Raw genomic sequence first — 23,845 nt, 5'->3', positions numbered from 1 at the left:
CATTCTATCAAGCGACACTATTTAATCAGTCGTGACTGATTATAATCGATCGCCCTGACCGGCCCCGATTTGTCCCGGGCCGAGCGAATCGCGAGGAAAACAATGACATACGAATGGGCACGCACGCGTCGCAGGTGGGCGGCGCTCGCCGCCGCGGCGTTCATCGCGGCCGGCTGCGGCAAGCGCGAAAGCGGCGACGAGGCGGCCGCGCCGCGCGAGGCGAGCGTCGTCACGGTGAAGAAGACGTCGGTGCCGCTCACGGTCGAATTGCCGGGCCGGCTCGACGCATACCGGCAGGCGGAGGTGCGCGCGCGCGTCGCGGGCATCGTGACCGCGCGCACGTATGAAGAAGGGCAGGAAGTGAAGCGCGGCGCGGTGCTCTTCAAGATCGATCCCGCGCCGTTCAAGGCGGCGCGCGACGCGGCCGCGGGCGCGCTCGACAAGGCGCAGGCCGCGCATCTCGCGGCGCTCGACAAGCGCCGCCGCTACGACGAGCTCGTGCGCGACCGCGCGGTGAGCGAGCGCGACCACACCGAGGCGCTCGCCGACGAGCGGCAGGCGAAGGCCGCCGTCGCGTCGGCGCGCGCGGAGCTCGCGCGCGCGCAGCTCGAGCTCGACTACGCGACCGTCACGTCGCCGATCGACGGCCGCGCGCGCCGCGCGCTCGTCACGGAAGGCGCGCTCGTCGGCCAGGATCAGGCGACGCCGCTCACGACCGTCGAGCAGCTCGATCCGATCTACGTGAACTTCTCGCAGCCGGCCGCCGACGTGGAATCGCTGCGGCGCGCGGTGAGGAGCGGGCGCGCGGCGGGCATCGCGCAGCGCGACGTCGAGGTGACGCTCGTGCGCCCGGACGGCAGCGCGTATGCGCGCAAGGGCAAGCTGCTGTTCGCGGATCTCGCGGTCGATCCGTCCACCGACACGGTGGCGATGCGCGCGCTCTTCCCGAATCCGGAGCGCGAGCTGCTGCCGGGCGCGTACGTGCGGATCACGCTCGATCGCGCGATCGCGCGCGACGCGATCCTCGTGCCGCGCGACGCGCTCCTGCGCGCGGCCGACAGCGCGACCGTCAAGGTGGTCGGCGACAACGGAAAGATACGCGACGTGACGGTCGAGGCCGAGCAGATGAAAGGCCGCGACTGGATCGTCACGCGCGGGCTCGCGGGCGGCGAGCGCGTCGTCGTCGACGACGCCGCGCAATTCGAAGCAGGCGCGACCGTGAAGGCGGTCGAGCGCGGCGCGCCCGCGCAACCGGCGTCGCAGCCGGCCGCGGCGGGCGCGCCCGCGAAGCGCCAAACCTGACAAGCACGACACGATCATGGCTCGTTTCTTCATCGATCGCCCGGTGTTCGCCTGGGTGATCTCGCTATTCATCATGATGGGCGGCGTCTTCGCGATCCGCGCGCTGCCCGTCGCGCAGTATCCGGACATCGCGCCGCCCGTCGTCAGCATTTACGCGACGTATCCGGGCGCGTCCGCGCAGGTCGTCGAGGAATCGGTCACGGCCGTGATCGAGCGCGAGATGAACGGCGTGCCCGGCCTGCTGTATACGTCGGCGACGAGCAGCGCCGGCCAGGCGTCGCTGTACCTCACGTTCAAGCAGGGCGTGAGCGCCGATCTCGCGGCCGTCGACGTGCAGAACCGCCTGAAGACCGTCGAGGCGCGGCTGCCCGAGCCCGTGCGGCGCGACGGCATCTCGGTCGAGAAGGCGGCCGACAACATCCAGCTCGTGGTGTCGCTCACGTCGGAGGACGGGCGGCTGTCGGCGGTGCAGCTCGGCGAATACGCGTCGGCGAACGTCGTGCAGGCGCTGCGGCGCGTCGAGGGCGTCGGCAAGGTGCAGTTCTGGGGCGCCGAATACGCGATGCGGATCTGGCCGGACCCGGTCAAGATGGCGGCGCTGAACCTGACGGCGTCGGACATCGCGGCCGCCGTGCGCGCGCACAACGCGCGCGTGACGATCGGCGACATCGGCCGCAGCGCGGTGCCCGACAGCGCGCCGATCGCGGCGACCGTGCTCGCCGACGCGCCGCTCGCGACGCCCGACGCGTTCGGCGCGATCGCGCTGCGCGCGCGCGCCGACGGCTCGACGCTCTTCCTGCGCGACGTCGCGCGCGTCGAGTTCGGCGGCAACGACTACAACTATCCGTCGTTCGTGAACGGCAAGACGGCGACCGGCATGGGCATCAAGCTCGCGCCGGGCTCGAACGCGGTCGCGACCGAGAAGCGCATCCGCGCGACGATGGACGAGCTGTCGACGTTCTTCCCGCCGGGCGTCAAGTATCAGATTCCGTACGAGACGTCGTCGTTCGTGCGCGTGTCGATGAGCAAGGTCGTGACGACGCTCGTCGAGGCGGGCGTGCTCGTGTTCGCGGTGATGTTCCTCTTCATGCAGAACCTGCGCGCGACGCTGATTCCGACGCTCGTCGTGCCCGTCGCGCTTCTCGGCACGTTCGGCGCGATGCTCGCCGCGGGCTTCTCGATCAACGTGCTGACGATGTTCGGGATGGTGCTCGCGATCGGCATCCTCGTCGACGACGCGATCGTCGTCGTCGAGAACGTCGAGCGGCTGATGGTCGAGGAAAAGCTGCCGCCGTACGAGGCGACCGTGAAGGCGATGAAGCAGATCAGCGGCGCGATCGTCGGGATCACCGTCGTGCTGACGTCGGTGTTCGTGCCGATGGCGTTCTTCGGCGGCGCGGTCGGCAACATCTACCGGCAGTTCGCGCTCGCGCTGGCGGTGTCGATCGGCTTCTCGGCGTTTCTCGCGCTGTCGCTCACGCCGGCGCTCTGCGCGACGCTGCTCAAGCCGGTGGCCGACGACCATCACGACAAGGGCGGCTTCTTCGGCTGGTTCAACCGCTTCGTCGCGCGCTCGACCGGCCGCTACACGCGGCGCGTCGGGCAGGTGCTCGAGCGCCCGCTGCGCTGGCTCGTCGTCTATGGCGCGCTGACGGCGCTCGCGGCGCTGCTGATCACGAAGCTGCCGACCGCGTTCCTGCCGGACGAGGACCAGGGCAATTTCATGGTGATGGTGGTGCGCCCGCAGGGCACGCCGCTCGCGGAGACGATGCAGAGCGTGCGGCGCGTCGAGGAATACGTGCGCGGCGAGGAGCCGAGCGCGTACACGTTCGCGCTCGGCGGCTTCAACCTGTACGGCGAGGGGCCGAACGGCGGGATGATCTTCGTCACGCTGAAGGACTGGAAGGAGCGCAAGCGCGCGCACGACCAGGTGCAGGCGATCGTCGCGCGGATCAACGAACGCTTCGCGGGCACGCCGAACACGACGGTGTTCGCGATGAATTCGCCCGCGTTGCCCGACCTCGGCTCGACGGGCGGCTTCGATTTCCGCTTGCAGGATCGCGGCGGGCTCGGCTACGCGGCGCTCGCCGCCGCGCGCGAGAAGCTGCTCGCCGACGGGCGCAAGAACCCCGTGCTCGCCGATCTGATGTTCGCCGGCACGCAGGACGCGCCGCAGTTGAAGCTCGACATCGATCGCGCGAAGGCGTCGGCGCTCGGCGTGTCGATGGACGAGATCAACGCGACGCTCGCGGTGATGTTCGGCTCCGACTACATCGGCGATTTCATGCACGGCGCGCAGGTGCGCCGCGTGATCGTGCAGGCCGACGGGCCGCACCGGCTCGATCCCGATGACGTGACGAAGCTGCGCGTGCGCAACGCACGCGGCGAGATGGTGCCGCTCGCGGCGTTCGCGACGCTGCAATGGACGATGGGCCCGCCGCAGCTGACGCGCTACAACGGCTTCCCGTCGTTTACGATCAACGGCTCGGCGGCGGCCGGGCACAGCAGCGGCGAGGCGATGGCGGCGATCGAGCGGATCGCGTCGGCGCTGCCCGCGGGCGTCGGCTATGCGTGGTCCGGGCAGTCGTACGAGGAGCGGCTGTCGGGCGCGCAGGCGCCGATGCTGTTCGCGCTGTCGGTGCTCGTCGTGTTTCTCGCGCTCGCGGCGCTGTACGAGAGCTGGTCGATTCCGTTCGCGGTGATGCTCGTCGTGCCGCTCGGCGTGATCGGCGCGGTGGCGGGCGTCACGCTGCGCGCAATGCCGAACGACATCTATTTCAAGGTGGGGCTGATCGCGACGATCGGGTTGTCCGCGAAGAACGCGATCCTGATCGTCGAGGTCGCGAAGGATCTGGTCGCGCAGGGGAGGTCGCTCGCCGACGCGGCGCTCGAAGCGGCGCGGCTGCGGCTGCGCCCGATCGTGATGACGTCGCTCGCGTTCGGCGTGGGCGTGCTGCCGCTCGCGTTCGCGACGGGCGCCGCGTCCGGCGCGCAGGTCGCGATCGGCACGGGCGTGCTCGGCGGCGTGATCAGCGCGACGCTGTTCGCGATCTTCCTCGTCCCGCTCTTTTTCGTGTGCGTCGGCCGCGTGTTCGACGTGAGCCCGCGCCGCCGCGGCGGCGCGAATGCGGCCCTGGAGATCAAGTGAAAGCGATGATGACACCTCTGTTCGTGCGAAACGGATCATGCCGTTCGGGGCGGCCGGGCGCGCCTCGGGCGTGGCCGATCGCGCTCGCGGCGGCGCTTGTCGCGGGCTGCACGCTCGCGCCGCGCTACGAGCGGCCGGCCGCGCCCGTGCCGGCGAGCTATGCGCGAACGGACGCGGCGGTGTCGCGGGATGCGGCGGCATCGGCGGCCGACGGCGGGGCGCGCGGCATGCCCGGCGCGCGTGACGCGGCGAACGCGAGCGGCGCGCACGAGATGCACGAACTGCATGAGCTGCAAGAGGTACACGACACGCACGACACGCGCCTCGACGACTGGCGCGCGTACTTCACCGATCCGTCGCTGCGCACGCTGATCGACGCGGCGCTCGCGAACAATCGCGACCTGCGGATCGCGACGCTGCGCATTCAGGAAGCGCGCGGCCTGTACGGCGTCGCGCGCGCGGACCGGCTGCCGTCGATCGACGGCAATCTCGGCTACGAGCGCACGCGCCAGTACGACCCGGTGCTGCGCGAGAGCGCGACGAGCACGCTGTATCGCGCGGGCGTCGGCGTGAGCGCGTTCGAGATCGATCTGTTCGGCCGCGTGAAGAGCCTGTCCGACGCGGCGCTCGCCGAATACTTCGCGACGGCCGAAGGGCGGCGCGCGGCGCACATCAGCCTGATCGCCGAGGTCGCGTCCGCTTACGTGGCCGAGCGCGCGCTCGTCGATCAACTGGCGCTCGCCGAGCGCACGCTCGCCGCGCGCGACGCGACGTACGCGCTCACGCAGCGCCGCTACGCGGCCGGCACGAGCACGGCGATCGAGCTGCGCACGGCCGAGATGCTCGTCGCGTCGGCGCGCGCGTCGAAGGCGGCGCTCGAGCGCGAGCATACGCAGGCGACGAGCGCGCTGAAGCTGCTCGCGGGCGATTTCACGACGACGTTGCCCGCCGGCGCGCCCGCGCTCGACGAGTTCGCCGTCGCGCCGGTGTCGCCGGGGCTGCCGTCGGATCTGCTCGAACAGCGGCCGGACATCCGGCAGGCCGAGCAGCGGCTCGTTGCGGCGAACGCGAACATCGGCGCCGCGCGCGCGGCGTTCTTCCCGCGCATCACGCTTACCACCGACGCCGGTTCGGTCAGCGATGCGTTCTCGGGGCTCTTCTCGGCCGGCTCGAGCGTGTGGACGTTCGCGCCGCGACTCACGCTGCCGATCTTCGCGGGCGGGCGCAATCGTGCGAACCTCGACGTCGCCGACGCGCGCAAGGACATCGCGGTGGCCGACTACGAGAAGACGATCCAGACGGCGTTTCGCGAAGTCGCCGACGCGCTCGCGGCCCGCGATCAGATCGACGCGCAGCTCGCCGCGCAGCAGGCGGCGTACGGCGCGGACGCCGAGCGGCTGCGGCTCGCGCAGCGGCGCTACGGCAGCGGCGTCGCGAGCTATCTCGAACTGCTCGACGCGCAGCGCAGCACGTTCGAATCCGGGCAGGAGCTGATTCGCCTGAAGCAGCTGCGGCTCACGAACGCGATCGCGCTGTATCGCGCGCTCGGCGGCGGCTGGTCGCGCGCCGCGTGCGGTGGCGGGGACATCTGTCCGCAAGCCTGAGCTAGCGTTCGAGCTGATCGGGCGCGCCGCGTGGCCTCGGCATGCGTGCCCGTCGGCTCAGGTAGTGCGCCGTGCGTGGCGTTGGCGCGTCGCAGCGTCGGATTCGTTGCGCGCCGGTGCGCCGCTTCTGGTTCGCTGAGCGCGAGGGCCGATCGTCCGGCCGTTGTGACGCTCGGCACGTCGATACGGAGGTCGATACGCACGTCGATACGCAGATTCGGTGCGGCAAGCGCCGCTAGTCGACCCGCGCGCGTCGCCCGCGCGTGAATTCGCGAAGCATTCCCGCGACGCCGAACGCGTCGCTTCGCATCCGCGCCGCGGTTTTCAATTCTCGTCTTGTTGCCTCGCTGATTCCGCGTGGGCGACGCGCGCCCGCGAAATCCTATCCACCGCCTGCGCATTGCGCATCATCGCCCGGCTAACGGGCGCTCTCGCGCGTTAGCCGGGCCGGCCGCGTCGGCCGTGCGCGATCCGCATATTGGCGGCCTTCGCGATGCGCAACACGCGATGCGCACCCGTCGGCGAGCCGCACCGCTGCCGCTCGGCATCGTCGGCGAAGCGCCCGGCGCTCGCGCTCGGCGGGCGATCCGGCCGCTTCGCTTTCCGTTTCGCTTCCCGCTTTCCGCTTCGCTTCGCACGTCGCTTCTCATTGCACGCGTGACGCCGTTCGAACGTGCGTCGGCCGATCGTCTCGATCGGGGTAGCTCGCGCCAGCGCGCCGCCATCTCGCAACCCCGCGCGGCGCTCGATCGATTCGGGGCCCGCCGGCGCGTTGCGGATCGCATCCGGCAGCCGCCGAATCGCCGAATCGCCCCGATCCGCACGGCGGGGGAGGGCCGCCCCCGAGCGAATTCCACGGTCTTTTCGTTCGGCGACGTCGGCAAACGTTTGAGCACGCACACTCTCAATCGGCAAACGATTGCAAATGAATTAAATCGCTAATCGACTTATCTCATAAATACAAATGTGCAATTTAATTGTCAAATAAATTCAAATTCATGAATATTGAAATGATTGCATGAAATGAAAACATGTGAGCCGTGAGATTTCATGGATTCGCAAACGATTGCGTCAATAATTTTTAATGAAATTGATATCTCATAATTGATTGAAAGGAATTTTTTGACGTTGCGATTTGACAACTCTTACAGAAAAGTCAAAAAGCAAACGTCTCTTCGGCACCTCGGGGCGGATCTGTCGGCGGCCTTTCATACCTACGTCGACACGCCGGCGAAAAGCCAATATGTCCAATTAAAACAATGCATTAACATCAAATAATCGGTGTCGCCGCTTGGCGTAAAAGTGCGGCAAATCGCCGCATTTCCGAAATTCTCCGGCACCACGAGCAAATCGTTTGTAAGGCAATGATCTGACAATGATTTACAAAATACTTTCCAAATCATATTGATAATTCGGCCCGTCGCGACGAACCAGGCCAACGCATTGCGGCGCATTTCCTTGCATTGCGAACACGTCCGACAAATCGTCAAAACCTCATTAGTCACGTTACGGAATCAGCCATGAAAAAAGCACTCCTGTCCGCCGTCGCCTTCGCCGCCCTGTCCACGTCGGCGTTCGCCGCCGGCAACGGCATCATCAACTTCACGGGCGAGATCGTCGCGGGCGCATGCGGCATCGACGCGGGCTCGGTGGATCAGACCGTGCGTCTCGGCTTCGTCCCGACCAACAAGTTCAAGGCGGCGGGCGACAAGTCGACTCCGCAGAACTTCGACATCAACCTCGTCGACTGCGACACGAGCGTCGCGAAGAACGCGTACTTCACGTTCACGGGCACGTCGAACGCGACGCAGCCGAAGCTGATCGCCACTGTCGGCTCGGCGAAGAACGTCGGCATCCGCCTGCAATCGGCGTCGGGCGAAGATCTCGACAACGGCGTGGAGCAGAAGGGCCCGCTCGTGCTGAGCAACGGCACGAGCGTCGCGCGCTTCTCCGCGATGTACGAAGCGACCGCCGCGAGCGTCACGCCGGGCACGGCCGACGGCGTCGCGAATTTCACCGTCCGCTACCAGTAAGCCCGCGCGGCTCGACGAGCCGCCCAGCGAGGAAAGGGCGCGCGCGCCCCTTCCTCGCGCGAATCCTTCTCGCATTCCCGTTTTCCCCGCGATCCCCATCCCGTTACGGTTTCAGTCAGTCGGCGTGCGAATCAGACTTTTCTTCCTCTGCGTGTCCATGCTGGTCGCCGGCAGCCATGCCAGGGCGACGGAGTTCAATTCGTCGTTCCTGAGCATCGACGGCAAGAACGAAGTCGACCTGTCGCAGTTCGCGCAGGCGGACTACACGCTGCCGGGCACCTATCTGCTCGACGTGCAGGTGAACGACGTGTTCTACGGCCTGCGGCAGATCGAATTCGTCGGCGAGCGTGAAGGGGCGGGCGCGCGCGCGTGCATCACGCCCGAGCTCGTCGCGCAGTTCGGCCTGAAGAAGTCGCTCGTCAACGGCATGCCGCGCGTGATGGGCGGGCGCTGCGCGGATCTTTCCGCGATCGAGGGCGTGACGATCCGCTACCAGAAGGGCGAAGGGCGCCTGAAAATCACGATTCCGCAAGCGGCGCTCGAATTCACCGACACGTCGTACCTGCCGCCCGAGCGCTGGAGCGACGGCGTGAGCGGCGCGATGCTCGACTATCGCGTGCTCGCGAACGCGAACCACGCGTTCGGCGGCGGCGCGCAGCAGAACAACTCGGTGCAGGCGTACGGCACGATCGGCGCGAACTGGGGCGCGTGGCGCTTTCGCGGCGACTATCAGGCGCAGACGAACGCGGGCGGCTCCGTCTACGCGGACCGCGCGTTCCGCTTCAACCAGCTCTACGCGTACCGCGCGCTGCCGTCGATCCAGTCGACGCTGTCGTTCGGCGAGATCTACGTCGATTCGGACATCTTCAGCACGTTCTCGATGTCGGGCGTTGCGCTGAAGAGCGACGACCGGATGCTGCCGCCGTCGATGCGCGGCTACGCGCCGCTCGTCACGGGCGTCGCGCGCACGAACGCGATCGTCAAGGTGATGCAGGACGGCCGCGTGCTGTACATGACGAAGGTGTCGCCGGGCGCGTTCGCGCTGTCGAACCTCAACACGAGCGTGCAGGGCACGCTCGACGTCGTCGTCGAGGAAGAGGACGGCTCGGTCCAGCGCTTCCAGGTCGCGACCGCGTCGGTGCCGTTTCTCGCGCGCGAAGGGCAACTGCGCTACAAGAGCGCGCTCGGCAAGCCGCGCACGTTCGGCGGCGCGGGCATCACGCCGTGGTTCGGCTTCGCCGAGGCCGCGTACGGGCTGCCGTTGGACGTGACCGTCTACGGCGGGCTCATCGCGGCGTCCGGCTACACGTCGGTCGCGTTCGGCGTCGGCCGCGATTTCGGCCGCTTCGGCGCGCTGTCGGCGGACATCACGCATGCGCGCGCGACGCTCTGGTGGAGCGGCCGGACGAAGCACGGCAACTCGTACCGGATCAACTATTCGAAGCACTTCGACGCGCTCGACGCCGACGTGCGCTTCTTCGGCTATCGCTTCTCCGAGCGCGACTACACGAACTTCCAGCAGTTCTCGGGCGACCCGAGCGCGTCGAGTCTCGCGAACAGCAAGCAGCGCTATTCGGCGATGCTGTCGAAGCGCTTCGGCGACACGTCGGCCTACTTCTCGTACGACCAGACGACCTACTGGGCGCGCCCGTCCGATCAACGCATCGGCGTGACGCTCACGCGTGCGTTCTCGCTCGGCGGCCTGAAGAGCGTGAACATGAGCTTCTCCGCGTTCCGCACGCAAGGCGCGGGCGGCGGCGGCAACCAGGTGTCGCTGACGGCGACGCTGCCGCTCGGCGAGCGCCAGACGCTCACGTCGAGCGTGTCGGCCGGCCAGGGCGGCACGAGCGTGAACGCGGGCTACATCTACGACGGCATGAACGGCCGCACCTATCAGCTATACGGCGGCACGACCGACGGCCGCGCGTCGGCCAACGCGAGCTTGCGGCAGCGCACGCCGTCCTACCAGCTCACCGCTCAGGCGTCCACGGTCGCGAATTCGTACGCGTCGGCGTCGCTCGAGCTCGACGGCTCGTTCGTCGCGACGCGCTACGGCGTGACCGCGCACGCGAACGGCAACGCGGGCGACACGCGCCTGCTCGTGTCGACCGACGGGGTGCCCGGCGTGCCGCTGTCCGGCACTTACGCCCGCACGAATGCGCGCGGCTTTGCGGTGATCGACGGCGTGTCGCCGTACAACGTGTACGACGCGGCCGTGAGCGTGGAGAAGCTCGGCCTCGACACCGACGTGACGAACCCGATCCAGCGCACCGTGCTGACGGACGGCGCGATCGGCTACCTCAAGTTCAACGCGGCGCGCGGGCGCAACGTGTTCGTCACGCTGACGGGCGACGGCGGCGCACCGGTGCCGTTCGGCGCATCGGTGCAGGACGCCGCGACCGGCAAGGAGCTCGGCATCGTCGGCGAGGCCGGTGCCGCGTACCTGACGCAGGTGCAGCCGCGCGCGAAGCTCGTCGTGCGCGCCGGCGCGAAGACGATCTGCACGCCCGCCGCGCTCCCCGACACGCTGCAGCTCGACGGCACGCCCGCGCCCGTCGCTTGCGAATCCGCGACGCAGCACGCGTCGCGCTGACCGATCCGAACGACCGAACGACCGAACGACCGAACGACCGAACGACCGAACGACCGAACGACCGAACGACCGAACGACCGAACGAACGACCGAACGACCCGAACGACCCGATGACGACCATGACCCCACGACTCCTTTCCGTTTCGAACGCGCGGCGCGTGGCCGCCGCGCTCCTCGCCGCGCTCGCGGGCGCCGCGCACGCGGCGATCGTGCCGGACCGCACGCGCGTGATTCTCAACGAAGGCGAGCAGGCCGCGATCGTGACGATCTCGAACAAGAGTGACGCGTATCCGTACCTCGTGCAGTCGTGGCTCGAGGACGAGCACGGCAACAAGATCACGACGCCGCTGATGGTCGTGCCGCCGCTGCAGCGCGTCGAGCCGAAGGAGCGCAACGTGCTGCGGATCGCGCGCATGCCGGGCGCGGCGCTGCCCGCCGATCGCGAATCGGTGTTCTATCTGAACATCCGCGAGGTGCCGCCGAAGACCGACACGCCGAACGCGCTGCAGATCGCGCTGCACACGCAGATGAAGCTGTTCTACCGGCCGGCCGGCGTGCAGCCCGCGCGCGACGAGGACCCGACGCTGCCGATGACGCTGCGCGTCGATGCGGCCGCGCGCCGGCTCGTGCTCGACAATCCGACGCCGTATCACATCACGGTCGTCGCGCTCGCGGCGGGCGCGAACAAGGCGCCGCTGCCGCTCGATCCGGTGATGGTGAATCCGAAGAGCGCGGCGAGCGTGCCGTTCTCGGCGTCGGCGGCGGGCGGCATCGCCGTTACGCACGTCGACGACTACGGCGGCCAGGTCACGGTCGAATACGCGTGCGACGGCAACGCATGCCGGAGCGTGAAGCAATGAGCGCGCGCCTGCGTTTTCCGCCGCGGCGCATGCCCGGCTGGCTCGCATGGATGTGCGCGGCGCTCCTCGTCGCGCTCGCGCAGCCCGCGTGGGCCGTGCGGTGCCTGACGAACAGCGGCCAGAGCTCGCTCACCGAGCCGATCGGCAACGTCGCGTCGTATCCGACCGACGCGCCCGACGGCTACGTGATCTGGATATCCGCGCCGCGCACGACGGACGGCTATTGCTACAAGGATCTCGGCGGCAAGGGCAATCTGGATATCGTCGACAACATCTACTTCTACGCGAATCCGGACGGCAAGAATCCGGCCGCGTGGGGGCTCGAGATCGGCATCCGCTATCAGGGCGTCGATCATTTCGGCGCGGGCAGCCTCCCCGGCACCGGCGTGCCGACGGGCTTCGCGGTGCCGCCGTGCCCGCAGGCGGACTTCAACGCGAAGCGCTGCCCGAAGATTCCGATCAGCATCACGTACCAGGTGGTCGTGCGCAAGAAGGGCGCGTGGGTGCAGCCGCCGAGCGACGTCTACACGGTGTTCCAGTTCGACGGCGAGAAGGGCTTGAACAACACGAACCCGAGCTTCCAGTACCGGCTGAGCGGCCTGCAGAACCTGAAGCCGACGCCGTGCATGGTCGACGTGACGGTCACGCCCGAGCCGGGGATCGTCAAGTTCGGGCAGATCCAGGCGTTGGGCAACGGCTTTTCGCCCGCCGTGCCGCGCAAGCAGTTCAGCCTCGCGCTCGCGAAGAAATGCAGCGTCCCGGTGCGCGTCGACGGTTACTTCGAGACCTCGCAGACCGTGCGCAACGGCCTGCTCGTGCCGCAGAGCGACAGCAACTTCGGCATCGGCATCGAGGACAGGAACGGCACGGCGATTCCGTTCAACCAGCAGTTCGTGCTCACGCAGATGCCGGGGAACGTGTCGTATCAGAACATCGTGCTCGACGCGGTGCTGAAGTCGTTCGGCGCGCCGAAGATCGGGCCGTTCGCCGGGACGGCGACGATTCGGCTGTTCATCTACTGAGCGCGGCCGCCGCCGCGCACCGATGCCCCCCGAGCGTCATGCGTTCGACACCGCCGGTTCGGGCTGGCGGCGCCAGAACGTGCGGTACTCGTCGCAGGTATCGATGAGGCGCCGATGCGGGCCGGCCGCGACGAGCCGCCCGGCCGACAGAAACAGCACCTGGTCGGCCGCCTCGACGTTCGCGATACGGTGGGTGATCAGCACGAGCGTCGTGCGTCCGCGAAGACGCTCGCGAAGCATCGCGATGCCGAGCGCGTCGCTGTGCGGATCGAGCCCCGAGGTCGTTTCATCGAGGACGATCGCGGGGACGTCGACGCCCATCAGCCTGACGAGCTCGACCTTCTGCACCTGGCCGCCCGACAGGCGCGCGCCGCCTTCGCCCACTTCGCCGTCGAGATCGATGCGCCGGCCGTCCTTGTGGAACGCGAGGCGTTCGAGCAGCCGGGTCGCGTCGTCGTCGGTGAGCGTCGACGGGTAGTAGCGCACGTTCTCCCGCAGCGGGCGGTTGAAAAGCGCGACGTCCTGCGGGACGTATAGCGCGAAGCCGCTGCGCGCGGCGTCGTCGACGCCGTACAGGTCGACGCCGTCGTATGCGACGACGCCGTCGTCGGGCGGCAGCAGCCCGGCGACGATCTTCGCGAGCGTGGACTTGCCCGAGCCGTTGTGGCCGACGATCGCCGTGTAGCTGCCGGCCGGCAGGTCGAACGACAGCGGTTCGATCGCGAAGCGATCCGCCCGGCGAAACGCCAGCCGGCGAACCGCGATGTGCGCGGCCGAGCCGCCCGGCTGCGCTCGGGCGGCGCCGGCAGCGGGCGCGCGGGGCGCGATCTCGAGCGCTTCGCGCACGTTCGCGAGCGCCGCGCCCGCCTGGCGGAGCACGAACCCGTACGCGCCGAGCGGCAGCGCGAACTGCAGCACGTAGGTCTGCAGCAGCATGAAATCGCCGAGCGTGATCCGCGCGGCCGCGATGTCGCGCACGCACAGCACGAACATCGCCGCCATGCCGAGCGCGATGATGCCGTACTGATAGACGGCCGCGCGCGTGAGCAGCCACGACCGCCGCCAGTTGACGTCGAGCCGCGCGCCGGCTCTCGCCGCGACGTAGTCGATCTCCCGCGGCACCGCGCCGTTGTAGACGACGCGCGGCGCATTCGCGAGCACGTCGCCGAGCGCGGCCGACAGCGCGCCGGCGGCCTCGTTCGTCGTCGCGGCGCTCTTCTCGTACTGCTCGGCCGAGAAGTGGGAGAACAGGAAATAGGCGGCCAGCACCGCGAACAGGATCGCGGCGTACCGCAGCGGCATCAGCAGCGAGATCAGCGCGAACGCGACGGCGAGCTGGATCACGACGGGCGTGATCTTCCACAGCACGCCTTCGACGATCACCTGCAGGCTGTACGGCAGGCGTTCGAGGAGGCCCTGCACGTAGCCGCTGTCGGCGCACGCGCGGCCGGCGAGCGCGGGAAGCTGCGCGCGCAGCGCACGACGCAGCAGCGCGTTCGACGCGGCGTTGACGATCCGGCCGGTGTATGCGAGCAGGACGATCGACGAGATCGCGGACGCGGACCACAGCACGGCGAACAGCACGATGTCGACGGACGCCTTCACGGTGTCGAAATGCGGGCGCGACAGCTCGTCGACCGCGAGCTTCAACGTGACCGGGCCGAGCAGCATGAACGCCGACGTCAGCGCCTCGATCAGCACGCCGGCGACGATCAGCTTTCTCGCATTCGTTTCCTTGTCGAGCATCAGACGGACGACGTCCGCCAGCGAGCGTAGTGCGGCAAGTTTCATGTCGATTCGCAATCGTGCCGGAAAACCGGCGTTCGGGACGGGAGGGCGGGCATCTCGGCGCGCGGCGGCGCGATCCGCGGCCGCAACGAATGCAACGAATGCAATGGCGAGGGCGTCATGCGGGGCGCGGCCAAACGCTTCGTCAGCATGCCACAACGCGCCGGTTCGCGACGAAATTCTGCCAGGATGCGCAAAAAACCTCCACGCACCCGACGAGCGCGAGGCTGATCGCGGCCGCATTCTGACCGACGCGCACCGCCTTGAGCGCGTGTTCGAGTTCGGCCTCGTCGATCCTGCCGCTTCGCATCAGCACGCCGTCGCGGATCAATGCGCGAAAAGCGTCGTCATGCGACACGATCCCTTTCACGAAGCCGATGCCGAACGACCCCTTGGTTCTGCGCCACAGCACGTCGACGGGCGTGTGCGCCGAGGCGATCTCGCGCAGCACGATCCGGTCGTTCCGGTGATCGAAGCTGTCGTAGCTCGGAAGGCCGAATGTCGCCTCGACGACCGGCTGCGCGAGATACGGATTGAGCCGGCTCGTATACGCGGCGTCGGTGACGGGCGTCATGATCGACACGAACCGGTCGAGCACCGAGATCGACTCGTCGGACGGCGCGTCCGCGCGCAGGTTCCGCCGCGTGCGGCCGCGCGCCTGCCGGGCCGCGGCGCGCGGCGCGAACAGCTTCGACATCGTCGGCTGCGACACCGACGCGTGCCGCCCGAACAGCCGCCTTCTCAGCGCGATCTTCGCCGCCATCAGCAGGATGCGCGGAATCGAGTCGTTGTGAAGCGTCGCGAGCTTCTCCGCCGTGCGAAGCGCGAACGACCATCCTTTGCCGCGAAGCGCGTCGAGCACCGCGTTCGCGTCCGGCACCGCCTTGAACAGCAGATCGCCGCCCTGGCCCTCGAGCAGCACCGACGAGGGGCCGATCGCGCTCGACACCGCCTTGTCGATGCCGAGAAACAGCATGTCCTGGCTCAGCGCGGCGGGCGGCGTTTGCACGATCCGTTCGGAGAACGGCAAATGGCGGTCGATGTCGATGCAGATGAGTTCCGCGCCGATCGAATCGGCCACGCGCGCCGCCATGTCGCGCTCGTAGAAATCGGGCGACGACGTGGAGAACAAGTGGACGGCCGCGAGCGGCGCGCCCGCGCCGAGCGCCTTGCGCAGCAAGATCGCGCCCGCGGACGAATCGACGCCGCCCGACAGCGCGGCGCACACGTTCGGATGGCTGCTCGCGATGCTCGAATAAACGCCGTCGAGCGCGGCCGCGCACGACGCGCGGACATCGTCGGCCGCGTGCGCGCGCGGAAGCCACGCGCGCTCGATCGTGCATTGCCCGTCGGCGTCGACGACGAGCGCGCATCCGGGCGGCACCGTGCGCACCGCCGCGAATGGCGTTTCGTCGAGCGGGCCGAACTGCGTGCACGCGAATTCGATCAGGTAGTCGAGGTTCCAGTCGATCGACGCGCCGTCGAGCAGGTTCGCCGCCTGCGGATCGACGTCGACGCGGCCGTTTTCGCCGGTCCGGTAATAGAGCCGGACCGAATGCAGCGGGTCGGGCAGGAACAGGCGGCGGCCGCTCGCCGCTTCGTCGAGCACGGCGATGTACGCGCCCCAGACGAAGCGGGTGACGACCTCGCGCGCATCGGACAGCGTGCGGGCGCGCGCGAGCGCGCGATCGAGGTTCGAGTGCGTGTCGCGCAGGTACGCGCGGCCGCGGCCGCCGGCTTCGAGCAGCGTGACGCCGATCGGCCGGTCGGGGCCGCCTTCGCCGGACAGCAGGCTGCGATAGCCGATTGCATCCGTCCACGCGCGCCGTTCAAGCCGCCAGCCCGAGCGGGGCGGCGCGTTCGTCGGGTCGGGGCGTTCGATAGATTTCGCCATAGCTCTTTTTCAGGTCCGGTTCGTCGCCGCACACGCGCCCGTCGACTTCGACCCAAGCATGGGCGACGAACGGCATCGGCCTCACGCCGATCACGAGTTGAGCGGGCACGTTCTCCCGCCTCAGATGCGTGGCGAGCGCGAGCGACATTTGCAGGCACGTGATGCGAAAGGGCGACCAGATCGACGCGCGCAGAAAGCGCTCGACCGTGTGCGACGCGTCGTTGCCGCGCGCCGGCGCGCCGTTCGCGGGGCGGGCGTCGAGCCGCTCGAGCACGGAAAGCGCGTGAAAGCCGCGCAGCTTGAGCGACGCCGCGCCGCGCACGATGCGCCAGAACGGCAGCCACTCGAAGCCGGACGCGTTGCGCTCGCCGAGCGCCCGGCTTGCCCAGATGCCCGAGTCGAACGTGTCGAAGCCCCACCCGCGGTAATCGGCGATGCGGCTTCGGGCGGGCGCCAGCGCTTCGGCGACGATAATTCGGTCGGATATCAACGGCCCCAATGCGCGCGGCGCATCGATTGGCTTGAAATCCAGATAATGGTCGGAAAAAGCCTTCGCACAGGCTTCGTCATAAAGAAAATAACGCGACCGTCGCATATCGAGTGCGACGATCGCTTGATCGAATACCGCAACATGACAACGGCGGGCTAGCATCATGGCTGTTTGTTCCGGTGGGGCGCGATGCCCCACCGGTTTCACGAATCGCTAATTAATTGAATCCGAAGCGCGAAATGACGCGATTGTCCGGCGTTTGGAAGCCCGGCGTGCCGTGCGTCGAGGAAACCGCGTCCAGGCTGACGCCGCTGGAGCCTTGGGCCGTGATACGGAGAAGCTTCGCCAAAAGTCGAACCATTTTAATCTCCTAAAAAGTATCGAATTCGCCAACCTCCTTACGTGTTAGTAAGGTGCCGGCGTTAGGTTTATAGCATCGCCCGGAAGGAAATTCAATCGGAATATTCTTTTCTTTTCGGAGGTAATTTTATATACGCGAATTCGATAATTTATCTCGTGCGGACGATTTATCTTTGATTGAAAATGGAAATCCGGATTTGTCGACTGAATTCCGGAATTTGGAAACAAAATAATATTCGCATTGCTTATCGGCGATCGCGCTTTCGCGATCACGGAGATCGGCGCGCCCGGCAGCGCCGGGCAATCCCGCCGAACTGCCGCGCCCGGCGATGCGTCAGCGCGCCGCCGGCCGCGCGCGAAGCCTGCTGCTTCGCACCAAATTTGACGCCCGCGCCCTCCGCATTCGTCGAAATTCAAAAAAATACCAGTCGGGTGTCTGATTTTTAGTGGCCCGCCGCACGGTCGGCGGCTATCGTTCGCACTACACAAGACGAACGGCGAAAGGCGCTGGCCCGATGCGCGCCGCACCGGAGACGCGCCCCGCGCGCCGTGGCCTGGAGAATAGGAGGAGCGAGTGCAGCCCGATCTCGAAGTCGTCGACGTGCGCCGCGGCGAGTCGTTCAAGGCGTGGTCGCATGGCTACCCGTACCGCACCGTGCGGTGGCACTTTCATCCGGAGTTCGAAGTGCATCTGATCGTCGAGACGACGGGCCAGATGTTCGTCGGCGATTACGTCGGCGGCTTCGGGCCCGGCAATCTCGTGCTGATGGGGCCGAACCTGCCGCACAACTGGGTCAGCGACGTGCCGGAAGGCAAGACGATCGCCGAGCGCAATCTCGTCGTGCAGTTCGGCCAGGCGTTCGCCGCGCGCTGCGCGGACAGTTTCACCGAGTGGCGGCACGTCGAGGGGCTGCTCGCCGACGCGCGGCGCGGCGTGCAGTTCGGCGCGCGCACGAGCGACGCGGTCAAGCCGCTCTTCGCCGAGCTGATCCACGCGCGCGGGCTGCGGCGCATCGTGCTGTTCCTGTCGATGCTGCAGCTCCTCGTCGACGCGCCCGATCGCGAGCTGCTCGCGAGCCCCGCGTATGAAGCCGATCCGTCGACCTTCGCGTCGACCCGCATCAACCACGTGCTCGCATACATCGGCAAGAACCTCGCGAACGAATTGCGCGAGACGGATCTCGCGCGGCTCGCCGGGCAGAGCGTGAGCGCGTTCTCGCATTACTTTCGCCGCCACACCGGCCTGCCGTTCGTCCAGTACGTGAACCGGATGCGCATCAATCTCGCGTGCCAGTTGCTGATGGACGGCGACGCGAGCGTCACCGACATCTGCTTCAGGAGCGGCTTCAACAACCTGTCGAACTTCAATCGCCAGTTCCTTGCGGTGAAGGGCATGTCGCCGTCGCGATTTCGCCGCTATCAGGCGCTGAACGATGCGAGCCGCGACGCGTCGGAGGCGGCCGCGCAGCGCGGCGCGGGCATCGCCGACGCGCCGGCGATCGTGCCCGCCGAGCAGGCGCGCGGCGGCGCCCGGCCGACTTCCGAAGTCCTGCTGTCCGGCTGAGCCGGGCCGCGTTCCCGAGCAACCCAGCAGTCACGCGTCTTCGGCGTGCCGCCCGAGCGGCGCGCGGGGCGCGCTCATGCCTAGAAAACGGAGACAACCATGATGCTTACCGCTTCCTCGACGCCGGCCGCCGGCAACCGGGCCGCGCGCGCGCTGCGCGCCGCGGCGTTCGCAATCGCGCTCGCCGGCGGCGCGGGCGCCGCGCACGCGGCACCGCTCAAGATCGGCATGACGTTCCAGGAGCTCAACAATCCGTACTTCGTGACGATGCAAAAGGCGCTCAACGAAGCGGCCGCGTCGATCGGCGCGCAGGTGATCGTCACCGACGCGCATCACGACGTCAGCAAGCAGGTGAGCGACGTCGAGGACATGCTGCAGAAGAAGATCGACATCCTGCTCGTGAATCCGACCGATTCGACGGGCATTCAGTCGGCCGTCGCAGCGGCGAAGAAGGCGGGCGCGGTCGTCGTCGCGGTCGACGCGAACGCGAACGGCCCGGTCGATTCGTTCGTCGGCTCGAAGAATTTCGACGCGGGCGCGATGTCGTGCGACTACCTCGCGAAGGCGATCGGCGGCAGCGGCGAGGTCGCGATCCTCGACGGCATTCCGGTCGTGCCGATCCTCGAGCGCGTGCGCGGCTGCCGCGCGGCGCTTGCGAAATTCCCGAACGTGAAGATCGTCGACGTGCAGAACGGCAAGCAGGAGCGCGCGAGCGCGCTCACCGTCACCGAGAACATGATCCAGGCGCGCCCGTTGCTGAAGGGCATCTTCAGCGTCAACGACGGCGGCTCGATGGGCGCGCTGTCCGCGATCGACGCGTCGGGCAGGGACATCAAGCTCACGAGCGTCGACGGCGCGCCCGAGGCGATCGCCGCGATACAGAAGCCGAACTCGAAGTTCATCGAAACGTCCGCGCAGTTTCCGCGCGACCAGATCCGCCTCGCGATCGGCATCGGGCTCGCGAAGAAGTGGGGCGCCAACGTGCCGAAGACGATTCCGGTCGACGTGAAGCTGATCGACAAGGACAACGCGAAGAGCTTCAGCTGGTGAGCGAGCGAAGCGACGAGGCCGACGGCATGGACGAAGCCATGGACGAAGCGGGCGACGCGCGCCGAGCCGCCGCGGCCGGCGCGCTCGCGCGGACGGACGGCAGGCGCGGCGCGGCGCGGCGCGCGCGAGCGAGGATGCGATGGACACGATACTGGCGCTGACCGGCATCACGAAGCGGTTTCCGGGCGTCGTTGCGCTGCGGGGGATCGATCTGCGCGTCGCGCGCGGCGAAATTCACGCGCTGCTCGGCGAGAACGGCGCGGGCAAGTCGACGCTGATGAAGATCCTGTGCGGCATCTACGAGCCGGACGAAGGCACGATCACGATCGACGGCGCGCCGCGCCGCTTCGCGAACTATCACGACGCGATCGCGGCCGGCGTGGGCATCGTGTTCCAGGAGTTCAGCCTGATTCCGGATCTGAACGCGGTCGACAATCTGTTCCTCGGCCGCGAGTGGCGCAACCGGCTCGGGCTGCGAGACCGCGCGCGGATGCGCCGCGCGGCGGCGGACATTTTCGCGCGGCTCGGCGTCGCGATCGATCTGTCGGCGCCGGTGCGCGAGCTGTCGGTCGCGCAGCAGCAGTTCGTCGAGATCGGCAAGGCGCTGTCGCTCGACGCGCGGATTCTGATCCTCGACGAGCCGACCGCGACGCTCACGCCCGCCGAGGCCGCGCATCTGTTCGGCGTGATGCGCGAGCTCAAGCGCCAGGGCGTCGCGATGATCTTCATCTCGCATCATCTCGACGAGATCTTCGAGGTGTGCGACCGGATCACCGTGCTGCGCGACGGGCAGTACGTCGGCACGACGGAGTGCGCGCGCACCGACGTCGGCGCGCTCGTCGAGATGATGGTGGGCCGGCGGATCGACAACACCTTTGCGCCGAAGCCGCGCCTCGCGCGCGACGCCGCGCTCGTGCTCGAAGTCGACGCGCTGCAGGTGCGCGAGGACGGCCCCGTGAACCGCTTCGCGCTGCGCGAGGGCGAGATCCTCGGCTTCGCGGGCCTCGTCGGCTCGGGGCGCACGTCGAGCGCGCTCGCGCTGATCGGCGCGAAGCCCGCGCGCGTGCGGCAGATGCGCGTGCGCGGCCGCGCGGTGCGCTTGGCGGACCCCGCCGACGCGCTCGCCGCGGGCATCGGCATCCTGCCGGAGAGCCGCAAGACGGAAGGGCTCATCACCGCATTCTCGATCCGGCACAACGTGGCGATCAACAACCTCGGCAAGCACCGCAGCCTGCGCTGGTTCATCGACGCGGGAGCCGAGACGCGCGCGACGCGCGAGCTGATGGAGCGGCTCGGCGTGAAGGCGCCGACGCCCGAGACGCGCGTGGATACGCTCTCGGGCGGCAACCAGCAGAAGGTCGTGATCGCGCGCTGGCTGAACCACCACACGCGAATCCTGATCTTCGACGAGCCGACGCGCGGCATCGACATCGGCGCGAAGGCCGAGATCTATCAACTGATGCGCGAGCTGACCGCGCGCGGCTATTCGATCGTGCTGATCTCGAGCGAGCTGCCGGAGATCGTCGGGATGTGCGATCGCGTCGCGGTGTTCCGGCAGGGCCGCATCGAGGCGATCCTCGACGGCGACGCGATCGATCCGAACACGGTGATGACTTATGCGACTTCAGACGTACGCGGAGCGAATCATGAACATGCATGAGCGGACGACGCCGCCGTCGTCTTCCTCTTCCGCGCCCGCCGCCGCGGGCGCAGCGCCGGCCGCGGGCCCGGGCGCGCCGCCGCCCGCCGGCGTGCGCGCGCGGCGCGCGTTCGCCGCGCTCAGGCGCTCGACGACGTTCTATCCGCTCGTCGGGCTCGCCGTCGTGTGCGTCGCGATGATGTTCGCGAGCGAGAGCTTCCTGAGCGCCGCGAACCTCGAGAACGTGCTGCGGCAGGTGTCGATCAACGCGATCATCGGCGTGGGGATGACCTGCGTGATCCTGACGGGCGGCATCGACCTGTCGGTCGGCTCGGTGATGGCGCTGTCGGGCACGCTGACGGCGGGCCTGCTCGTCGCGGGCGTGAACGGCGCGTTGGCGCTCGCCGCGGGCGTCGGCGCCGGCGTCGCGCTCGGCGCGGCGAACGGCTTTTTCGTCGCGTTCGCCGGCATGCCGCCCATCATCGTCACGCTCGCGACGATGGGCATCGCGCGCGGCCTCGCGCTCATCTACACGGGCGGCTATCCGATCGACGGGTTGCCCGACTGGGTCCGCTTCTTCGGCAGCGGCAACGTGCTCGGCGTGCAGACGCCCGTCGTCGCGATGCTCGCCGTCTACGCGCTCGCGTGGCTCATGCTGGAGCGCATGCCGTTCGGCCGCTACGTGTACGCGATCGGCGGCAACGAACACGCGACGCGGCTCTCCGGCGTGCGCGTCGCGCGCGTGAAGCTCGTCGTCTACACGTTCGCGGGGCTCACGTCCGCGCTCGCCGCGCTCGTGCTGACGGGACGCCTGATGAGCGGGCAGCCGAACGCGGGCGTCGGCTTCGAGCTCGACGCGATCGCGGCCGTCGTGATGGGCGGCACGTCGATCGCGGGCGGGCGCGGCGCGATCGTCGGCACGCTCGTCGGCGCGTTGCTGCTCGGCGTGCTGAACAACGGCCTGAACATGATCGGCGTGAATCCGTACGTGCAGAACGTGATCAAGGGCGGAATCATCCTGCTCGCGATCTACATCGGCCGCGAGCGGCGCAAGTGATGCACTTGACGCAAGTGACGCACGCGATGCGCACGCTGCGCGCGGCGGCGACGCGTACGGCGCGCGTCGCGCACTTCATGCACCCAACGCACCCAATGCACTCAACGCGCGTCGCGCACCTCACGTGCGTCATGTACGTCACGCGCCGCGCCGCGTCGCGGCAAGCGGCGGCCGATGCGGCTTGCGCCGCGCGGGCCGCGCACGTGACGTACGCGGCGCGCGGAACGCCGAGCACGCGCGCCTCGCGCATCGGCCGCCCGGGCGTTGCCCGCTCGCCGGCCGTTTCATCCGGCATCCCTTTTCATTGAACCCAGCCAGACAAGCCCAGACCATGACGAATCGAGACAACGAAACCCGGCAGATGACGGCGATCGTCTGCCACGCCCCCGAGGACTACCGCGTCGAGCGCGTCGCGAAGCCGCGCGCGCGCACGCGCGAGCTCGTGATCCGCATCGGCGCGTGCGGGATCTGCGCGAGCGACTGCAAGTGCCATTCCGGCGCGAAGATGTTCTGGGGCGGCCCGAGCCCGTGGGTCAAGGCGCCCGTGATTCCCGGCCACGAGTTTTTCGGCTACGTCGAGGAACTGGGCGAGGGCGCGGCCGAGCACTTCGGCGTCGCGCTCGGCGATCGCGTGATCGCCGAGCAGATCGTGCCGTGCGGCAAGTGCCGCTATTGCAAGTCGGGCGAGTACTGGATGTGCGAGGTCCACCACATCTTCGGCTTTCAGCGCGAGGTAGCCGACGGCGGGATGGCCGAATACATGCGGATTCCGCCGAACGCGATCGTCCACAAGATCCCGCTCGGCATCTCGCTCGAGGATGCCGCGATCATCGAGCCGCTCGCTTGCGCGATCCACACCGTGAATCGCGGCGACATCCAGCTCGACGACGTCGTCGTGATCGCGGGCGCGGGGCCGCTCGGCCTGATGATGACGCAGGTCGCGAGGCTGAAGACGCCCAAGCGGCTCGTCGTGATCGATCTCGTCGCCGAGCGGCTCGCGCTCGCGCGCGAGTACGGCGCGGACGTGACGATCGATCCGGCGCGCGAGGATGCGCTCGCGATCATCCGCGACCTGACGGGCGGCTACGGCTGCGACGTCTACATCGAGACGACCGGCGTGCCCGCGGGCGTCACGCAAGGCATGGACCTCATCCGCAAGCTCGGCCGCTTCGTCGAGTTCTCGGTGTTCGGCAAGGACACGACGCTCGACTGGTCGATCATCGGCGATCGCAAGGAGCTCGACGTGCGCGGCGCGCATCTCGGCCCGTATTGCTATCCTGTCGCGATCGATCTGCTCGCGCGCGGGCTCGTCACGTCGACGGGCATGGTCACGCACGGCTTCTCGCTCGAAGAGTGGGACGAAGCGATCCGGGTCGCGAATTCGCTCGACTCGATCAAGGTGCTGATGAAGCCGCGCGGCTGACCGCGCGCCGCTCACCGA

The 23,845-nt window shown here is 68.3% G+C and carries 17 protein-coding genes; 13 read left to right on the top strand and 4 right to left on the bottom strand.

The features are described from left to right. Positions 1 to 102 precede the first annotated feature (102 nt). The 8 genes from WT60_RS10985 (at position 103) to WT60_RS10945 (ending at position 12,562) form a co-directional block, all read left to right on the top strand. Positions 103 to 1,302 (top strand): MexX/AxyX family multidrug efflux RND transporter periplasmic adaptor subunit, encoded by a 1,200-nt coding sequence (locus WT60_RS10985; RefSeq protein WP_038743085.1) that lies wholly within the window; start codon positions 103 to 105, stop codon positions 1,300 to 1,302. Positions 1,303 to 1,318: 16 nt separating this feature from the next. Continuing rightward, positions 1,319 to 4,450, top strand: coding sequence for a multidrug efflux RND transporter permease subunit (locus WT60_RS10980; RefSeq protein WP_060356022.1), 3,132 nt, complete (start codon positions 1,319 to 1,321; stop codon positions 4,448 to 4,450). A 5-nt stretch (positions 4,451 to 4,455) separates the two neighbouring features. Beyond that, entirely contained in the window at positions 4,456 to 6,054 is a 1,599-nt protein-coding gene (locus WT60_RS10975; RefSeq protein ID WP_059647911.1) for an efflux transporter outer membrane subunit, read from the top strand. A 462-nt stretch (positions 6,055 to 6,516) separates the two neighbouring features. Beyond that, entirely contained in the window at positions 6,517 to 6,996 is a 480-nt protein-coding gene (locus WT60_RS33575) for a hypothetical protein (protein ID WP_145986772.1), read from the top strand. 578 nt (positions 6,997 to 7,574) lie between these two features. Then, positions 7,575 to 8,087, top strand: coding sequence for a fimbrial protein (locus tag WT60_RS10965; RefSeq protein WP_038743082.1), 513 nt, complete (start codon positions 7,575 to 7,577; stop codon positions 8,085 to 8,087). 151 nt (positions 8,088 to 8,238) lie between these two features. Continuing rightward, positions 8,239 to 10,680: a fimbria/pilus outer membrane usher protein gene (locus WT60_RS10960; protein WP_186448586.1), complete on the top strand. Its 2,442-nt coding sequence runs from the start codon at positions 8,239 to 8,241 to the stop codon at positions 10,678 to 10,680. Positions 10,681 to 10,799: 119 nt separating this feature from the next. Continuing rightward, positions 10,800 to 11,540, top strand: coding sequence for a molecular chaperone (locus tag WT60_RS10950; RefSeq protein ID WP_161788619.1), 741 nt, complete (start codon positions 10,800 to 10,802; stop codon positions 11,538 to 11,540). Continuing rightward, the gene (locus WT60_RS10945; protein ID WP_060356024.1) at positions 11,537 to 12,562 is read left to right on the top strand and encodes a fimbrial protein; all 1,026 of its coding nucleotides are present in this window, start codon (positions 11,537 to 11,539) and stop codon (positions 12,560 to 12,562) included. Before WT60_RS10950 ends, WT60_RS10945 begins: the two co-directional genes overlap by 4 nt. Before the next feature lie 36 nt (positions 12,563 to 12,598). Here the strand turns inward: WT60_RS10945 and WT60_RS10940 are convergent, their stop codons facing one another. The 4 genes from WT60_RS10940 to capA form a co-directional block, all read right to left on the bottom strand. Then, on the bottom strand, positions 12,599 to 14,353 hold the full coding sequence (locus WT60_RS10940) for an ABC transporter ATP-binding protein (RefSeq protein WP_060356025.1): 1,755 nt from the start codon (positions 14,351 to 14,353) through the stop codon (positions 12,599 to 12,601). A gap of 142 nt (positions 14,354 to 14,495) precedes the next feature. Continuing rightward, a complete protein-coding gene (locus WT60_RS10935; protein WP_060356026.1) occupies positions 14,496 to 16,244 on the bottom strand; it encodes a lasso peptide isopeptide bond-forming cyclase in 1,749 nt (582 codons plus the stop codon). After that, complete coding sequence (locus WT60_RS10930; protein WP_038743076.1) at positions 16,180 to 16,899, bottom strand: lasso peptide biosynthesis B2 protein; 720 nt, start codon at positions 16,897 to 16,899, stop codon at positions 16,180 to 16,182. The genes WT60_RS10935 and WT60_RS10930 overlap by 65 nt, the downstream gene beginning before the upstream one ends. 52 nt (positions 16,900 to 16,951) lie before the next feature. Continuing rightward, positions 16,952 to 17,095: a capistruin family lasso peptide gene (gene capA, locus WT60_RS33570; RefSeq protein WP_145986771.1), complete on the bottom strand. Its 144-nt coding sequence runs from the start codon at positions 17,093 to 17,095 to the stop codon at positions 16,952 to 16,954. Positions 17,096 to 17,668: 573 nt separating this feature from the next. Here capA and WT60_RS10920 point away from each other — a divergent pair. The 5 genes from WT60_RS10920 (at position 17,669) to WT60_RS10895 (ending at position 23,827) form a co-directional block, all read left to right on the top strand. After that, complete coding sequence (locus WT60_RS10920; protein ID WP_038743075.1) at positions 17,669 to 18,658, top strand: AraC family transcriptional regulator; 990 nt, start codon at positions 17,669 to 17,671, stop codon at positions 18,656 to 18,658. Positions 18,659 to 18,757: 99 nt separating this feature from the next. Further along, positions 18,758 to 19,708 (top strand): substrate-binding domain-containing protein, encoded by a 951-nt coding sequence (locus WT60_RS10915; protein WP_059647919.1) that lies wholly within the window; start codon positions 18,758 to 18,760, stop codon positions 19,706 to 19,708. Positions 19,709 to 19,847: 139 nt separating this feature from the next. Further along, positions 19,848 to 21,368: a sugar ABC transporter ATP-binding protein gene (locus WT60_RS10910; protein ID WP_060356027.1), complete on the top strand. Its 1,521-nt coding sequence runs from the start codon at positions 19,848 to 19,850 to the stop codon at positions 21,366 to 21,368. Beyond that, positions 21,361 to 22,404 carry an ABC transporter permease gene (locus WT60_RS10905; RefSeq protein WP_038743073.1) on the top strand — a complete coding sequence of 348 codons (1,044 nt, stop codon included), beginning with the start codon at positions 21,361 to 21,363 and terminating at the stop codon, positions 22,402 to 22,404. Before WT60_RS10910 ends, WT60_RS10905 begins: the two co-directional genes overlap by 8 nt. Positions 22,405 to 22,735: 331 nt before the next feature. After that, positions 22,736 to 23,827: an alcohol dehydrogenase catalytic domain-containing protein gene (locus WT60_RS10895; RefSeq protein ID WP_038743071.1), complete on the top strand. Its 1,092-nt coding sequence runs from the start codon at positions 22,736 to 22,738 to the stop codon at positions 23,825 to 23,827. Positions 23,828 to 23,845 lie beyond the last annotated feature (18 nt).

Origin of the sequence: Burkholderia sp. MSMB617WGS (assembly GCF_001532025.2) — a bacterium.
Classification (GTDB): domain Bacteria; phylum Pseudomonadota; class Gammaproteobacteria; order Burkholderiales; family Burkholderiaceae; genus Burkholderia; species Burkholderia savannae.
This window is presented reverse-complemented; position numbering and strand designations above follow the sequence as displayed.

Excerpts from the sequence above, each read along its gene's own strand:
- WT60_RS10985 (WP_038743085.1), top strand. The coding sequence starts at position 103 with ATGACATACGAATGGGCACGCACGCGTCGCAGGTGGGCGGCGCTCGCC.
- capA (WP_145986771.1), bottom strand. The coding sequence starts at position 17,095 with ATGGTTCGACTTTTGGCGAAGCTTCTCCGTATCACGGCCCAAGGCTCC.
- WT60_RS10940 (WP_060356025.1), bottom strand. The coding sequence starts at position 14,353 with ATGAAACTTGCCGCACTACGCTCGCTGGCGGACGTCGTCCGTCTGATG.
- WT60_RS10965 (WP_038743082.1), top strand. The coding sequence starts at position 7,575 with ATGAAAAAAGCACTCCTGTCCGCCGTCGCCTTCGCCGCCCTGTCCACG.
- WT60_RS10895 (WP_038743071.1), top strand. The coding sequence starts at position 22,736 with ATGACGAATCGAGACAACGAAACCCGGCAGATGACGGCGATCGTCTGC.
- WT60_RS10910 (WP_060356027.1), top strand. The coding sequence starts at position 19,848 with ATGGACACGATACTGGCGCTGACCGGCATCACGAAGCGGTTTCCGGGC.
- WT60_RS10935 (WP_060356026.1), bottom strand. The coding sequence starts at position 16,244 with ATGGCGAAATCTATCGAACGCCCCGACCCGACGAACGCGCCGCCCCGC.
- WT60_RS10980 (WP_060356022.1), top strand. The coding sequence starts at position 1,319 with ATGGCTCGTTTCTTCATCGATCGCCCGGTGTTCGCCTGGGTGATCTCG.
- WT60_RS10915 (WP_059647919.1), top strand. The coding sequence starts at position 18,758 with ATGATGCTTACCGCTTCCTCGACGCCGGCCGCCGGCAACCGGGCCGCG.
- WT60_RS10930 (WP_038743076.1), bottom strand. The coding sequence starts at position 16,899 with ATGATGCTAGCCCGCCGTTGTCATGTTGCGGTATTCGATCAAGCGATC.
- WT60_RS10905 (WP_038743073.1), top strand. The coding sequence starts at position 21,361 with ATGCATGAGCGGACGACGCCGCCGTCGTCTTCCTCTTCCGCGCCCGCC.
- WT60_RS10975 (WP_059647911.1), top strand. The coding sequence starts at position 4,456 with ATGATGACACCTCTGTTCGTGCGAAACGGATCATGCCGTTCGGGGCGG.
- WT60_RS10945 (WP_060356024.1), top strand. The coding sequence starts at position 11,537 with ATGAGCGCGCGCCTGCGTTTTCCGCCGCGGCGCATGCCCGGCTGGCTC.
- WT60_RS10950 (WP_161788619.1), top strand. The coding sequence starts at position 10,800 with ATGACCCCACGACTCCTTTCCGTTTCGAACGCGCGGCGCGTGGCCGCC.